At 37.0% G+C, this 16059-nt stretch carries 18 protein-coding genes; all 18 read left to right on the top strand.

Translation table 11 applies throughout. The annotated features are described in order from the left end of the window. The first annotated feature begins 14 nt into the window (after positions 1 to 14). On the top strand, positions 15 to 1301 hold the full coding sequence (locus HP569_RS08590) for a UDP-N-acetylglucosamine 1-carboxyvinyltransferase (RefSeq protein WP_182200766.1): 1287 nt from the start codon (positions 15 to 17) through the stop codon (positions 1299 to 1301). A 420-nt stretch (positions 1302 to 1721) separates the two neighbouring features. Beyond that, a complete protein-coding gene (gene rho / locus HP569_RS08585) occupies positions 1722 to 3005 on the top strand; it encodes a transcription termination factor Rho (protein WP_182200765.1) in 1284 nt (427 codons plus the stop codon). Between the two features lie 182 nt (positions 3006 to 3187). Beyond that, entirely contained in the window at positions 3188 to 3433 is a 246-nt protein-coding gene (locus HP569_RS08580; RefSeq protein WP_182200764.1) for a type B 50S ribosomal protein L31, read from the top strand. Positions 3434 to 3684: 251 nt separating this feature from the next. Further along, entirely contained in the window at positions 3685 to 3831 is a 147-nt protein-coding gene (locus tag HP569_RS08575; protein WP_182200763.1) for a hypothetical protein, read from the top strand. Between the two features lie 69 nt (positions 3832 to 3900). Further along, on the top strand, positions 3901 to 4521 hold the full coding sequence (locus HP569_RS08570; RefSeq protein ID WP_182200762.1) for a thymidine kinase: 621 nt from the start codon (positions 3901 to 3903) through the stop codon (positions 4519 to 4521). Between the two features lie 166 nt (positions 4522 to 4687). After that, the gene (prfA, locus tag HP569_RS08565) at positions 4688 to 5758 is read left to right on the top strand and encodes a peptide chain release factor 1 (RefSeq protein ID WP_182200761.1); all 1071 of its coding nucleotides are present in this window, start codon (positions 4688 to 4690) and stop codon (positions 5756 to 5758) included. Between the two features lies 1 nt (position 5759). Further along, positions 5760 to 6614, top strand: a complete 855-nt coding sequence (gene prmC, locus HP569_RS08560; RefSeq protein WP_182200760.1) for a peptide chain release factor N(5)-glutamine methyltransferase — start codon at positions 5760 to 5762, stop codon at positions 6612 to 6614. A 111-nt stretch (positions 6615 to 6725) separates the two neighbouring features. Further along, the gene (gene spoIIR, locus HP569_RS08555; protein ID WP_182200759.1) at positions 6726 to 7325 is read left to right on the top strand and encodes a stage II sporulation protein R; all 600 of its coding nucleotides are present in this window, start codon (positions 6726 to 6728) and stop codon (positions 7323 to 7325) included. A gap of 67 nt (positions 7326 to 7392) precedes the next feature. Further along, complete coding sequence (locus HP569_RS08550; RefSeq protein WP_182200758.1) at positions 7393 to 7806, top strand: hypothetical protein; 414 nt, start codon at positions 7393 to 7395, stop codon at positions 7804 to 7806. A 186-nt stretch (positions 7807 to 7992) separates the two neighbouring features. Beyond that, positions 7993 to 9033 carry an L-threonylcarbamoyladenylate synthase gene (locus HP569_RS08545; protein ID WP_182200757.1) on the top strand — a complete coding sequence of 347 codons (1041 nt, stop codon included), beginning with the start codon at positions 7993 to 7995 and terminating at the stop codon, positions 9031 to 9033. Positions 9034 to 9603: 570 nt separating this feature from the next. Beyond that, positions 9604 to 10152 (top strand): manganese efflux pump MntP, encoded by a 549-nt coding sequence (locus HP569_RS08540; RefSeq protein ID WP_182200756.1) that lies wholly within the window; start codon positions 9604 to 9606, stop codon positions 10150 to 10152. 276 nt (positions 10153 to 10428) lie between these two features. Continuing rightward, the gene (locus HP569_RS08535; protein ID WP_182200755.1) at positions 10429 to 11019 is read left to right on the top strand and encodes a low molecular weight protein arginine phosphatase; all 591 of its coding nucleotides are present in this window, start codon (positions 10429 to 10431) and stop codon (positions 11017 to 11019) included. Between the two features lie 97 nt (positions 11020 to 11116). Next, positions 11117 to 11557, top strand: a complete 441-nt coding sequence (gene rpiB / locus HP569_RS08530; protein WP_182200754.1) for a ribose 5-phosphate isomerase B — start codon at positions 11117 to 11119, stop codon at positions 11555 to 11557. Then, positions 11544 to 12107, top strand: coding sequence for a TIGR01440 family protein (locus HP569_RS08525; protein ID WP_182200753.1), 564 nt, complete (start codon positions 11544 to 11546; stop codon positions 12105 to 12107). The genes rpiB and HP569_RS08525 overlap by 14 nt, the downstream gene beginning before the upstream one ends. Before the next feature lie 100 nt (positions 12108 to 12207). Further along, positions 12208 to 13446, top strand: coding sequence for a serine hydroxymethyltransferase (locus HP569_RS08520; protein ID WP_182200752.1), 1239 nt, complete (start codon positions 12208 to 12210; stop codon positions 13444 to 13446). A 236-nt stretch (positions 13447 to 13682) separates the two neighbouring features. Further along, entirely contained in the window at positions 13683 to 14312 is a 630-nt protein-coding gene (upp, locus tag HP569_RS08515; RefSeq protein WP_182200751.1) for a uracil phosphoribosyltransferase, read from the top strand. A gap of 26 nt (positions 14313 to 14338) precedes the next feature. Then, on the top strand, positions 14339 to 15457 hold the full coding sequence (gene wecB / locus HP569_RS08510; RefSeq protein ID WP_182200750.1) for a non-hydrolyzing UDP-N-acetylglucosamine 2-epimerase: 1119 nt from the start codon (positions 14339 to 14341) through the stop codon (positions 15455 to 15457). Positions 15458 to 15818: 361 nt separating this feature from the next. After that, positions 15819 to 16031 carry a hypothetical protein gene (locus HP569_RS08505; RefSeq protein ID WP_182200749.1) on the top strand — a complete coding sequence of 71 codons (213 nt, stop codon included), beginning with the start codon at positions 15819 to 15821 and terminating at the stop codon, positions 16029 to 16031. The last annotated feature ends 28 nt before the right edge of the window (positions 16032 to 16059 follow it).

The raw sequence follows: 16059 nt of genomic DNA, 5'->3' as shown, positions 1-16059 counted from the left end.
GTGAGGAATTTTATATGCAAAAGCTATTTGTGCAGGGTGGCGTGCCACTAAATGGTAAGGTTCGGATTAGTGGTGCAAAGAATAGTGCGGTAGCATTGTTACCTGCGGCTATCTTAGCAGACTCAAAAGTGACAATTGAAGGACTACCTAGAATATCAGATGTCGGTGTATTAGGTGATTTATTAGAAGAAATAGGTGGAACAGTTTCTTGGGATGGTCAAACGGTACATATTGATCCGGCAAATATGACTGCGATGCCATTACCAAATGGAAAAGTGAAAAAATTACGTGCTTCGTATTATTTTATGGGCGCAATGTTAGGGCGTTTTAAACAGGCGGTAATTGGTTTGCCTGGCGGTTGTCATATTGGACCTCGCCCGATTGATCAACATATAAAAGGGTTTGAAGCACTAGGTGCAAAAGTAACCAATGAACAAGGTGCGATTTATTTGCGTGCAGATGAATTGAAAGGTGCACGTATTTATTTAGATGTCGTTAGTGTAGGTGCGACAATTAATATTATGTTAGCTGCTGTTAAAGCAAAAGGAAAAACAATTATAGAAAATGCGGCCCGTGAGCCCGAAATTATTGATGTGGCTACCTTGTTAACAAGTATGGGTGCTAAAATTAAAGGTGCTGGTACGGATGTGATTCGTATTGAAGGTGTCGATGAATTGACAGGCTGCATGCACACGATTATTCCAGACCGAATTGAAGCTGGTACTTATGCAATAATGGCTGCTGCACAGGGAGAACGAGTGTTGATTGACAATGTGATTCCTCAACATTTAGAGCCGCTGCTAGCGAAACTTCGCGAAATGGGTGTGCAAATTGAAGAAGGGGAAGAACAACTTTTAATTACTCGAAGTGAAAACTTACATTCAGTTGATATAAAAACACTGGTGCATCCAGGATTCCCAACGGACTTGCAACAACCATTAACTTCATTGTTAACAAAAGCAACAGGAACGTCGGTAGTTACAGATACTATTTACCAAGCTCGCTTCAAACACATTGATGAGCTAAGGAGAATGAATGCTCAGGTAAAGGTAGAGGGTAGCTCAGCGATTATTAGTGGTCCTGTCCAGCTTGAAGGCGCAAAAGTAAAAGCTAGTGACTTACGTGCAGGAGCTGCGCTAATTGTTGCTGGATTAATTGCGGATGGAGTAACAGAAATTACTGGTCTAGAGCACATCGACCGAGGATATGAAGAATTGACACAGAAACTATCCAACTTAGGTGCGGTCATTTGGAGAGAAGAAATGACAGAAAGTGAGATGGCACAATTTCAGAATTCTTAACCCCTACTAAAATATTTTAAAAACGAATAGGAGTTGTCTGTTATGGCAGCTCCTATTTTTTTTAGTCTAATGCTGTTTTTTTTGAAAATATAGTTGAATAAAATACAAGAACAGGGTACGATAAAGAGGGTTTAATATGAAAGTATAAGGGAATGCTTGTTAAAAAGCATGTAAAACTTCTATTCTATTATAACCATTTTCCTTCACATCGCTTCTTGATAGAAACAAGTCATGTGCCTGATTACATCTTCTTAGATAACAACTCAACACGGACAAGATACAAAACTTCAAAATCAGGAAGTATCCATTAGTAATGCATGAATATACTTTTTAATAATAAATAAGACGAGGTAGTAATGCGTGTGTTCATATTCCATGCAGCAATGCTCGTTGTAAAATAATAATAGGTGTGGTGATTGTGTGGCTGAAGTAACCATTTCTCAACTAGAGACAATGACATTAAAGGATCTTTATGAGAAAGCACGAGACTTTAAAGTTTCCTACTATGCAAAATTAACAAAAAGAGAATTAATTTTTGCTATTTTAAAAGCGCAAGCAGAAAAGAGTGGCTATCTATTCATGGATGGTATTTTAGAAATTATTCCATCTGAAGGATTTGGCTTTCTTCGTCCAATTAATTATTCTCCAAGTGCAGAGGATATTTATATTTCCGCTTCTCAAATACGTCGTTTTGATCTCCGTAATGGGGACAAAGTTTCTGGGAAAGTTCGTCCTCCAAAAGAAAACGAACGTTATTATGGTTTATTGCATGTAGATGCAGTAAACGGGGAAAATCCAGAAATGGCAAAAGAACGTGTGCATTTCCCTGCCTTAACTCCATTGTATCCAAATCGTTTAATGCAATTAGAAACAAATACAAAACATATTTCAACACGAATTATGGATTTGATTACTCCAGTAGGTTACGGCCAACGTGGGCTGATTGTAGCTCCACCAAAAGCTGGGAAAACTATGTTGTTAACACAAATTGCAAATAGTATTACAGAAAACCATCCGGATGCGAAATTAATTATTCTTTTAGTAGATGAACGACCAGAAGAAGTAACAGATATTGAACGCTCTGTACATCCTGATGTAGATGTTGTTAGCTCAACGTTTGATGAAGTTCCAGAAAATCATATAAAAGTGTCAGAGCTTGTTTTAGAACGCGCGATGCGATTAGTAGAGCACAAAAAAGATGTAATCGTGTTAATGGATAGTATTACTCGATTGGCGCGCGCCTATAACCTAGTTATTCCACCGAGTGGACGAACACTATCTGGTGGTATTGATCCAGCTGCATTTCATCGTCCAAAACGGTTCTTCGGTGCTGCGCGTAATATTGAAGAAGGTGGCAGCTTTACGATCTTAGCAACTGCATTAGTAGAAACTGGTTCACGTATGGATGATGTGATCTATGAAGAGTTCAAAGGAACAGGTAACATGGAACTCCACTTAGATCGCTCTCTTGCACAAAGACGTATCTTCCCTGCGATTGATATTCTGCGATCAAGTACAAGAAAAGAAGAACTACTTTTGCCTAAGTCACAATTAGATATGATCTGGGCTGTACGTAAGTCAATGCAGGATTCACCAGATTTCTTAGATCGCTTCCTAAGAAAGCTTAAAAACACAAAGAATAATGAAGAGTTCTTTCAACAATTAGAGGAAGAGATGAAACGCAAAGGGACAAGCCGTAAGTAACAACATAGTACGTTTTTAAATCGTATATTTCATTACAAGAAAGATAAACTTGCTCTTGCAAACAGCACAGCACACTGTTATAATCTTTCTGTATGACACATATCGACGCGTATGACACTATAGGTGTGATATCGTAAATAACTCTGTTTCTTAAGGATTCAGGGCAAAAGGAGTGGAAAGACATGAAACAAGGAATTCACCCAGAATACAGAAAAGTTGTATTTCTTGACACAAGTTCTGATTACAAATTTCTAACAGGATCAACAAAGTCTTCTGATGAGACAATTGAGTGGGAAGATGGTAACACATACCCATTAATCCGTGTAGAAATTAGTTCAGATTCTCACCCGTTCTATACTGGTAAGCAAAAAGCTGATAAAGCTGGTGGCCGTGTAGATCGCTTTAAGAAAAAATATAACCTTAGCTAAGTATTTAATTCGTTTATGTAGAGGTCCATTTTTATTTTTAGAAATGGCCTCTCTTAACCTTAGACAAGTGGAGAAAACAGGCATATGTTTGTAGCCTGTTTTTTCTTTTTAAAAAATAAAAAAAATAAGACATTCTCTATTAAAAAACACGAAATCATATATAATAAAAAGTGGAAACTATTATGAAAGTATATTACCGATAGTAATCTGTAGATACGAAGACTCCTCGAAAATAAAGAGCCATTTTCTTCGTGCGATGCACCGCTACCGAAGCGGTTTCTGGTCCTACGGGAACAGCACGAGCTGAAGATCCACTCCGTAAAGTGTTTTTCTTTACGGAGTTAGCTGAAGCCGTGCCCGTGGAAAGCGAAGTATCTATAGATTACGGAGAAATATAATTTTTCTTGTGAAAATCAGGTATATACCATAGATACAACTTGTTTTACATAAGAAGGGAGAGGCCATTTGTGTATGTAATGAAACAGAGTGGATGGGTAGAACTAATTTGTGGAAGTATGTTTTCTGGGAAATCAGAGGAACTAATTCGTCGAGTCAGGAGAGCAACATACGGCAATTTAACCGTACGAGTATTTAAGCCAGCAATTGACAATCGATATGCAGATGAATCTGTAGTTTCACACAATGGGAACTCTATTTTAGCTAGACCGGTAACTTGTGCCAACGATATTATCGAGCAAATGGATGATGATATTGATGTAGTAGGGATAGATGAAATACAGTTTTTTGATGAAGACATTATAGAAATTGTGGACGAACTTGCCAATCACGGCCATCGCGTTATTGTAGCTGGTCTCGATACAGATTTTCGTGGTGAACCATTCGGACCAATGCCTAAGCTAATGGCTTTAAGTGAATCAATTTCAAAATTAAATGCAATTTGTCCAATCTGTGCTTCTCCCGCTAGCCGAACTCAACGCTTAATTGATGGAGAGCCAGCATCATATAATGATCCAATTATTCTAGTTGGCGCTTCAGAATCATATGAACCAAGATGTCGTCATCATCATGAAGTACCGAACAAACCAAGACCAACGATACGTAAAAATACAACTAATACGACGAAATAATGCTGTTGCTAAACACGATAGGAAAATAAAGCTTTAAGACGAACTATTTTAAGGTAGTTCGTTTTTGTTAGATGATTTTGACGGACGATTTTTGCTATATTATAATAAAAAATATTGTATAATAAGAAAATGTACGTTGCGTGTAAAAGAAAATGAGGTGAAAAACGTGCTTGAAAAATTACAATCCCTAGAAGCTCGTTATGATAAATTAAACGAATTGTTAAGTGATCCTGAAGTAATTAGTGATACGAATAAGTTAAGAGAGTATTCGAAAGAACAGTCTGATCTAACCGATATTATTCAAGTTTATCGTGAATACAAGGAGGTATCTGGTCAGCTGGATGACGCGAAACAAATGCTAGAAGAAAAGCTAGATGATGACATGTATGAAATGGTGAAAATGGAAATAAGCGAATTAGAACCACAGATTCCTGCTTTAGAAGAGCAGTTAAAAGTTCTATTGCTACCAAAAGATCCAAATGATGATAAGAACGTTATTATGGAAATTCGTGGAGCAGCTGGTGGAGATGAAGCAGCATTATTTGCTGGTGACCTATTCCGTATGTATGCTCGATTTGCAGAAGCGCAAGGCTGGAAGATGGATGTAATGGAATCTAACTCTACTGGTGTTGGTGGTTATAAAGAAATTATTTTTATGATTAACGGAAAAGGTGCCTATTCTAAATTAAAGTATGAAAATGGTGCTCACCGTGTACAACGTGTACCAGAAACAGAATCTGGTGGACGTATTCACACATCTACTGCTACTGTGGTTGCTTTACCGGAAACAGAAGAAGTAGAAGTTGATATTCATGAAAAAGATATTCGTGTAGATACTTTCGCTTCAAGTGGACCTGGTGGACAGAGTGTAAACACAACCATGTCAGCAGTACGCTTAACACACGAACCTACTGGTATTGTCGTATCCATGCAAGACGAAAAATCACAAATTAAAAACAAAGAAAAAGCAATGAAGATTTTACGTGCTAGAATTTATGATAAATTCCAACAAGAGGCACAAGCAGAATATGATGAAACAAGAAAATCAGCAGTAGGTTCTGGTGATCGCTCTGAACGAATTAGAACATATAATTTCCCGCAAAACCGTGTAACAGATCACCGTATTGGTTTAACCATTCAAAAATTAGATCAAATTCTAGAAGGTAAACTAACAGAAGTTATTGATGCACTACTAATGGAAGAACAAACAAATAAAATGGAACAAATCGGTGAATAATATGACACAGCTTAACTTACAGGAAGTCCTTCGTCGGGCTTCTCTTTTTTTAGAACAGAATCATAGAGAACCAAAGGTAGCAGAAATATTACTCATGCACCATCTACAGGTAGATAAAGTACAATTACTCATGCGCCTACGAGAAGAAATTCCAGAACAAGTGAATGAGGCGTATCAGCGCGATTTAATAAAACATGTAGAAACAGGAATACCTGTACAACATTTGACTGGATACGAGCATTTTTATGGTCGTAAGTTTACTGTGAGCAAAAATGTACTTATCCCCAGACCAGAAACGGAAGAGCTTGTTTTAGGCACACTTGAAAAAGTCAAACAACTAAAGCGTCCGCTTCGAGTCGTTGATATTGGAACAGGTAGCGGAATTATTGCGATCACTTTAAAATTAGAACACCCGTCATTAGACGTCCATGCACTTGATATCTCTGAACAAGCACTAGCAATAGCACAAGTAAATGCAACCTATCATCAGGCAGATGTATCCTTTATGCAAAGTGACTTTTTACAATCTTGGATTTCTCAAAACAAACAGGCTGATGTTATTATCTCTAACCCTCCTTATATTCCTTGGGAAGACAGTCAGTCCTTATCCGATACAGTTAGAAATTTTGACCCTTCTCTAGCATTATTTGCAAACAATCATGGCTTGTACGCTTATCAACAAATTATCGATCAAGCAGAAAAAGTTTTGTCCACATGTGGATTACTTGCTTTTGAAATAGGTTATCAACAAGGTGAGGCTGTGGAAAAGTTAATTAAAGCAAAATTTCCAAATAGCACTGTTGAAATACGAAAAGATATGAATGGAAAAGACCGAATGGTATATGCGACCATATAGTGTGAAACCTTATAAAGCTTACGCGAAAATAAAAATTAGTAGATTATTAGTTTAAAAGTTATCAACAACGCCCATACTGTTTCTATAGTAAACAGTGGGGAGCGATTAAAAATGAAAAAAACAATTGTAATGATAGTTATGTTATTTATCGGTTTATTTATTTTAATTAATCAGTTGTGGATAAATCAAGAAACAAATGCAAGTGAGTACCAAGTTATTCCAGATGAAGCAATACGGTTACGTATCTTAGCAAATAGTGATCAAGAAGAAGATCAAACAATTAAACGAAAAATAAGGGACAATGTTAATCAAGAAATAACAAAATGGGTGGAAGAACTAGATTCAATTGAAATTGCTAGACAGACGATTCAAGCGCGTTTACCTGAAATAGAAGATATTGTTGAACAAACCTTACAACAAGAAAATATAGAAATGGATTATCAAGTCAATTATGATAAAAACGTTAATTTTCCTGCTAAAGTATACGGGACATACGTATACCCTGCAGGAGAATATGAGGCAATTCTTATTACTTTAGGAGAAGGTGAAGGAGCGAATTGGTGGTGTGTATTATTCCCGCCATTATGCTTCCTTGATTTCTCGAATGGAACAACTGTAGCGGCAGAATCTAATGAAGAAACTGCTGAACCGAAACAAGTAGAAGAAAAAGAAATGGAAGTGAAATTTTTTTTCTTAGAGTGGTTTCGATAAGGTATAATAAAACAAATCTATCATAGAAATAATAGAAAGCTAGATTTTCTATGAGGAGATGATTAAAATGGAATGTATAGAGGCAAGTAAACTTAAAAGAGAAGATTGTGAAGCTTTTTTTCAAGGAGAATTTCCAGTAACGATTACAGAGAAAGAGATTAATCAATACGGTTATTTTATTAAAGAAGATCGACTTCAAGCTTTCTTGATGCTAGTACCATTAACAGAAGATAGTGTGCAACTAAAGCACCTTTATATGAAAGAAAAATTAGCGCCAATGTATATTCTTGCAATGATTGAAATATGTATTCAATTAGTAAAAAAGATGGAACTAAAGCACATGTATATCTATAGTGAACAGGATGCATTAAATCAGTTAGCGCAGCAGCTCCAGTTCGAGCAGGTGTTAGCATCCCCCGATAACCAACAAAGACCGGGTAAATGGTGGTGCATCTCAGTAGATTATGCTAAAAGTTATTAACAACTGTGCATAAGTCGTGTTAATAACATGTTAATATGTCAACAAAGCTAACAATGGTTTGTAAATAAAATAAATACACGGAATAAAAGTAACATAATAACAGAATTGAGTGTGTATACCTGGATAACTTGTGGATAAACAAGGTTTTATTTGTGGACAAACTGTTGATAACAGAAAGGGAATCTTATGGAAACACAGACAAAGTATTGGATAATTAGAGAACTAGACGGAAATGGACAACAAGCGATTCAAGAAGCTGCGGCTTTATTAAAACAACAAGAACTAATTGCCTTTCCAACTGAAACAGTGTATGGATTAGGTGCAGATGCTACAAATGAGACGGCTGTTGCAAAGATTTTTGAGGCAAAAGGGAGACCTTCCGATAATCCGTTAATTGTTCATTTGGCAGATGTGGATCAAATACCAAACTATGTAGAAGTAATGACTCCAATCGCAGAAAAATTAATTCAAGCATTTATGCCTGGTCCGATTACAGTTATTTTACCAAGTAGTGATGCGATTGCTACCAATGTTACCGCAGGACTACAAACAGTAGGAATTCGTATTCCAGATCATCCCGTCGCTCGTGCTTTGTTAAGGGAAGTAGATCTGCCAATTGCAGCGCCGAGTGCCAACACATCTGGTAAGCCTAGCCCAACAAGTGCGATACATGTTTTCCAAGATTTAAATGGGAAAATAGCAGGAATTGTAGATAGTGCATCTACTGAAGTTGGGGTAGAGTCTACCGTGGTGGACTGTACCGGAGATGTTCCGATCATCCTACGTCCTGGTGGCATCACAAGAGAGCAAATAGAAGAGGTGACAGAAGTTGTCGCCTTTGATGCAACAATTGAAAAAGAAATCGATAAACCTAAAGCGCCTGGTATGAAATATAACCACTATGAACCTGAAATGCCACTTTGGTTAGTTGATGGCTCGATTGATTTTTTTCAAGAACAAATTGATCAATTGACAAATGAAGGCTTAAAGGTAGGAGTTATGGGAAGTGAAGAGCTAATAAGTAAAGTTCGTGCTTCCAATAGTAGTATATGTGGTTCCAATATCAACCTAACAACGATTGCTGTACAGTTGTATCATTCGTTGAGATCCTTTAAAGCGAGTGAAACGGATATCATTTTGTGTGAGACATTTCCTAAGCAGGGGATTGGCCAGGCAATAATGAATCGTTTAGAAAAAGCAGCCTCTAAAAAAGTGAAACAAGATTAATTAAGTCAATTAGGCGTCATGCATCTTCTTAGCTGCATGGCGTTTTTTGTTTGGGATGAGTTAGATTTATCGCAAAAATGCTAATTCGAACAAATGAGTGATGAAATATGGTCTTATTGTTCGAATCAGATGCTAATTCGAACAGAAGAGTGATGAAGTATGGTCTTAATGACCGAATCAGATGCTAATTCGAACAGAAGAGTGTTGAAGTATGGTCTTAATGATCGAATCAGATGCTAATTCGAACACAAGAGTAATGAAATGTGGACTTAGTGATCGAATCAGATGCTAATTCGAACACAAGAGTAATGAAATGTGGCCTTAGTGATCGAATCAGGTGCTAATTCGAACAAAAGAGTGATGAAATGTGGCCTTAATGACCGAATCAGATACTAATTTGAACAGAAGCGAGATGAAAAAATAACTTAATGACCGAATCAAAAATTTCACCACACAATCACTCGCACTGTGAGCAAAAAAACCACAATCACGAATTAAAATATATCGGCATAACTCGTTAACCCTCCACATATAGTAGACTAGCATGTCCAACACGTGGAGGGAATATCTATGGTGGAACTTAATGGATCTATTTCGTTATTCATTATGGCGGTAGCACTTGGAATGGACGCATTTTCGGTAGGATTAGGGATGGGTCTACAATTATTACGATTAAAAAGGATTTTTTTTATTGGAATCACGGTAGGTATCTTCCATGTTGTCATGCCGTTTATCGGAATGGTAGTCGGTCGGTTGATTTCAACGCAACTCGAAGGTGCGGCAATTATTGTTGCTGGTTTGTTACTCTTTGGTTTAGGAATACATATGATGCTACAAGTATTTCAATCAGAGAGAAAGCAACCAATGAAACCGATAGGTATTGGCTTATTTTTATTTTCCTTTAGTGTAAGTATTGATAGTTTTTCAGTTGGATTAAGTTTAGGAATGTCAGGTGTGAAGATTGTTTTAACTATAATTTTATTTGGTGCAGTTAGCATGATTCTTACATGGGCTGGATTATTGTTAGGAAAGAAAGCGCGTGGCTTCATAGGTGTATATAGTGAGCTATTAGGCGGAGCGATTTTATGCGGTTATGGCTTGTACTTTATTTTTGGTTAGTAATGCGTGTGGATGCATTAAAATAATTAGATTATTAAAACACAAGAAATCATGGATGAAATAAGTTGATTTCTTGTGTTTTTTTGAGAAAAATAACTTACAAGCATACCATAAAGATAGCTAACAATAGCTTGCACTTTGAACACACTAATTATATCATAGACAAAAGACTGAAAATGATTAAACGGAATACACAAGCAAACAAAAATCGGTTCCTTTCTTAGGATTATTAACAATAAAAACGTGGAACAAAAAAGTAGGAGGAATCAAATACGTATGAATGTATTGTTTATTTGTACAGGTAATACATGTCGCAGCCCAATGGCACATGCATTGCTGAAAAAAAAATCAAGTGTAAATGTAAAATCAGCAGGAGTTTTTGCGACTGAAGGTTCTCCTGCATCTGAAGGCACACAACAAGTCTTGTCTTCAATTGGGATAACTTATGACCACCTCTCGCAACCAGTTACTCCTGAATTGCTAGATTGGGCAGATTTAATTTTAACAATGACAATGAATCACAAAGAAACTTTACTTGCGAATCACTCAAAAGTATACGATAAAACATACACTTTAAAAGAATATGTTTTATTAGATGGGGAATTCACTTGGGAGAAATTAAAAAATGCTTATCGTCGTTTAGAGGAAAAGCGAGCGACCATTGTTTACGAAAAAGATCAAATGCAGACGGAACAACAAATGCGTGCATTTTTACGTGAGGAACAAGATGAAATTGATCGTTTAGAGAGAGAATTACCTAATTATGATATAGCTGATCCTTTTGGTGGAAATGCTGAAGCATATCAACAAACAGTGGAAGAAATAGAAAGATATATTGATTTGTTAATAGAAAAAATAGAAGCGTAATTAAAAAGAATTAATTCCTTACGCCCTATAAAATGAATCAAAAAACGAGTAAAATAAATAGTATGGACAGGTTTATAATTGAAAGGAGTGCTTGATAATGAAAATTGTATTAGCTTCAGATCATGGCGGTGTTGATTTATTAAGAGAAGTTGCAAACCAATTAGATGAGCTTGGTATTGCTTATGATAATATTGGATGTGATTGCAAAGATTCAGTCGATTACCCAGACTATGGTATACCAGCTGCGGAGAAGGTTGCTGAGGGCACGTATGATCGTGGTATTTTAATTTGTGGAACAGGTATTGGCATGTCAATTGCAGCCAACAAAGTAAAAGGAATTCGCGCTGCATTGGTACATGACGTATATACTGCACGTGTAACGAGAGAGCATAACGATTCCAATGTACTAGTAATGGGTGCTCGTGTTATTGGCGTAGATTTAGCAAAAGAAATTGTCAAGACATGGTTAGCAGGAGAATTCGAAGGCGGTAGACATATCAATCGCATAGAAAAATTGTCTGCTTATGAAGCAAAATAAGGAAGTGTTAGCGATGACACAACTAGAACAAGAACTTGAACAAATTGTTTCAGATTGGTTGGAAACAAACGTATTGCATCATGGAAATTTATTCGTTATCGGTTGCTCCACAAGTGAAGTGGCGGGAGAAAAAATTGGAACTGCCGGAAGTGATGAAATAGCCGAACAGATTTTTTCGGCTATACAAGACTTGCAACAAAAGACAGGGATTCATCTTGCATTTCAATGCTGTGAACATTTAAATCGCGCATTAGTAATGGAACGATCTACTTGTGAAAAATATGGTTATGAAACCGTTGATGTTATACCTGCGAAAACAGCAGGTGGTTCTATGGCTACCTTTGCTTATCAACAAATGAACGATCCAGTAGTAGTAGAGCAAATCCAAGCACATGCTGGGATTGACATAGGGGAAACGATGATTGGAATGCACTTAAAAAAAGTAGCTGTTCCTATCCGTTTAAAGCAAAGAAAAATAGGGGAAGCACGCGTGAACGCAGCTTTCACCAGACCGAAATTAATCGGAGGCGCCCGCGCAATTTATCAATAAAGTTTCGATTAAAAAAGCACCAAGCGTGATAAAAAAACAGAATAGTTAATAATCTATCACTATTCTTTTTATAAACTATTTTATTTAAGGGGGAAATGAAATGGAGCATGTGAAACAAGCAGACCTAGAATTATTTAAAGCAATGGAACAGGAAAGGAATCGTCAGCACGACAAAATTGAGTTAATCGCATCAGAGAACTTTGTAACAGAAGCAGTTATGGAAGCGCAAGGATCTGTATTAACAAACAAATATGCAGAAGGCTATCCAGGTCGTCGTTACTATGGAGGGTGTGAGTATGTTGATGTTGCAGAGAATTTAGCAAGAGACCGAGCAAAGCAATTATTCGGTGCTGAACACGTCAATGTGCAACCACACTCTGGAGCCCAAGCGAATATGGCTGTATACTTTACTATTTTAGAACCAGGAGACACGGTGTTAGGAATGAACCTAAGCCATGGTGGGCATTTAACACACGGTAGCCCTGTTAACTTCAGTGGTACATTATACAATTTTGAAGCTTATGGCGTCGATAAAGAAACAGAACAAATTGACTATGATGCTGTGCTTGCTAAAGCAAAAGAAGTAAAACCTAAGTTAATCGTAGCAGGAGCAAGTGCTTACTCAAGAAAAATTGATTTTGCAGCTTTCCGTAAAATTGCGGATGAAGTAAATGCATATCTCATGGTAGATATGGCGCATATCGCTGGTTTAGTTGCTGCTGGCGTGCACCCTGATCCAGTTCCACATGCCCATTTTGTTACAACAACAACACACAAAACATTACGTGGTCCTCGTGGTGGGATGATTTTGTGTAAGGAAGAATTTGCGAAACAAATTGATAAATCTGTTTTTCCTGGAGTACAAGGTGGTCCATTAATGCATGTGATCGCAGCTAAAGCAGTTGCATTCAAAGAAGCATTAGATGACTCATTTAAGCAATATGCCCAACAAATTATCGACAATGCGCAACGTTTTGCTGCATCTTTAAGCAAAGAAGGCATTCGATTAGTATCTGGTGGAACAGAGAATCATTTGTTATTACTTGATGTTAGCGCACTTGGTTTAACAGGTAAAGATGCAGAAAGAGTATTAGATGATATAGGCATTACAACGAATAAAAATACAATTCCATTTGATACAGAAGGTCCATTCATTACTAGTGGCGTCCGTGTCGGTACTGCTGCTGTGACTACACGTGGATTTGGTTTGGAAGAGATGGACGAAATCGCAGCAATTATTGCCATGGCATTAAAAAACCATAAAGATATAGAGGTATTGGCTACAGCAAAAACGCGCGTTCAAATATTAGCTGATAAATTTCCACTGTATCAACGATAAATATTAAATAACAAAATCCCTTGTCATATTCACTTGCAAGGGATTTTGTTGAGTGAATTTATCGCAGATACCCATTCCAAGATTATAAAACACGAAAGAATGTGATTGTACAGATTTAGAAAGTATTCTTGATGATAAGAAATATTTTTTAAGCAATAAAGCAATCTATACTTGAAACAAGCGTTAATTTTCAGTACAATTTTAAGGATGTAAAAAAACAAAAGGAGTGATCAGAATTGGGTAATGTATTTGTACTAGATCATCCACTCATTCAGCACAAGCTAACACATATTCGAAAGAAAGACACAGGCACAAAGGAATTTCGCGAACTAGTTGATGAAGTGTCAGCTTTGATGGCATTTGAAATTACACGCGACTTACCATTAGAAGAACAAACAATCGAAACTCCGGTGACCACCGCTGTATCTAAAACATTAAGCGGTAAGAAAATTGGCTTAGTACCCATATTACGAGCTGGTTTAGGAATGGTTGATGGTATCTTACGTTTAATTCCAGCAGCTAAAGTAGGTCATGTTGGTTTATATCGTGATCCAGAAACATTGCAACCAGTAGAGTACTATATTAAACTCCCTTCTGATATCCAAGAACGTGAATTAATCGTTATTGATCCGATGCTTGCAACTGGTGGATCAGCAAACGATGCGATAGCTTCATTGAAAAAACGTGGTGCGACAAACGTTAAGTTAATGTGTTTAATCGCAGCGCCAGAAGGTGTAGAATTAATTAAAGAAAATCATCCAGATGTAGATATCTACCTTGCTGGATTAGATGAAAAGCTAAACGAAAAAGGATATATTGTTCCAGGTCTAGGCGATGCAGGAGACCGTTTATTTGGAACTAAATAAAGTTTGTTAGAGAGGGCAGATTTTAAATGGCAAATCGTATCAAGGTAATGACTATTTTTGGTACAAGACCTGAAGCGATAAAAATGGCACCACTTGTATTGGAACTTAAAAAAAGATCTGATATGTTCGAGCCAATTGTAGCAGTCACAGCGCAGCATAGAGAAATGCTCGATCAAGTACTTAACAAATTTGATATAACACCAGATTTTGATTTGAATATTATGAAAGAAAAGCAAAGTTTAGCACAAATCACGACACGTGCACTAGAGGGTTTAGATGCAGTGATGAAAGAAACGAAACCAGACATTGTTTTGGTGCATGGTGATACGACTACTACTTTCGCAGCATCACTTGCAGCATATTATAATCAAATCTCTATCGGTCATGTCGAAGCGGGATTACGTACGTGGGATAAATACTCGCCATATCCAGAAGAGATAAATCGTCAATTAACAGGTGTAATGGCGGATCTTCATTTTTCACCTACAGAGAAGGCGAAACAAAATCTGCTTAATGAAGATAAGAAAGAAGACACGATTGTTGTAACTGGAAACACAGCAATTGACGCATTAAAAACAACGGTTAACTCTTCTTATACGAGTGATATATTAGATGCTTTAAATGGGAAGAGACTAGTGTTGATGACAGCACATCGCCGTGAGAATTTAGGCGAAAATATGAACCAAATGTTTCGTGCAATCCGTAGATTAGTTGATAAACATGAGGATATTCATGTGATTTATCCTGTTCATTTAAATCCTGTTGTAAAAGAAGCGGCAGCATCAATATTGGGCAATCACGATCGAATTCAGTTAATTGATCCGCTAGGTGTCGTTGATTTTCATAACTTCGCATCACGCGCGCATTTAATTTTAACGGATTCTGGTGGTGTGCAAGAAGAAGCGCCATCTCTAGGTGTACCTGTACTCGTGTTACGTGACACAACAGAACGTCCAGAAGGAATTGAAGCAGGAACGTTAAAGTTAGCAGGAACAGAAGAAGAGAACATATTCAATCTGGCAGATGAGCTATTAAGTAATGCCGACGCGCATCAACAGATGGCTCAAGCTTCTAACCCATATGGAGATGGACAAGCTAGCAGAAGAATTGCAGACGCAATTATTGCCCATTTCCAACAAAAATAACAACAAGGAAGAGCTCATGTTTAAAACAGAGCTCTTCTTTTTTGTTAAGGTTCTACGTCAAATAACATTGGTAAGTCTGAATATTGAACTGAAATTTTTTGTTTATTTATTGTTCGTTTTACTGGTTTAAATTTAAAGTGCAGTAGTATTCGTTTTTTAAATTTGTGAAATTACGATAGTCATATTCTGCTCTATTAACGCTTTAACTTTATTAAAACCCCCTTCGATACGACCGTTGTTATACGAATAAGAAAAGCTATTCTTCATATATGGAAAATACATTCGTAAGGTCTGCATACTTGCTTTATGACTTTTTTGAAAAAAGGCTCATGCGATATCAATATCCCTATAGAAAATATTCGTGATTGAAAGGCATAGAGCGGAGGAAATAGACGCGACTCCTGCGGGAAAAGCGCGAGCTGAAGATCCACTTGGTAAAGTGAATTTCTTTATCAAGTTAGCTGAGGCCGTGCCCCATAGCCGTCAAGTTAAGCAAAATGGTTTAAATCCTAAAGAATTATTCGTTATTCTTGAATTAAATCAAGATAATTCGGAGGGGTTTTTTCATGGCTAAGTACAATGATTTTCATTTATTTGCAAAA

Source organism: Paraliobacillus salinarum, from assembly GCF_014083865.1.
Lineage (GTDB): Bacteria > Bacillota > Bacilli > Bacillales > Amphibacillaceae > Paraliobacillus > Paraliobacillus salinarum.
This window is presented reverse-complemented; position numbering and strand designations above follow the sequence as displayed.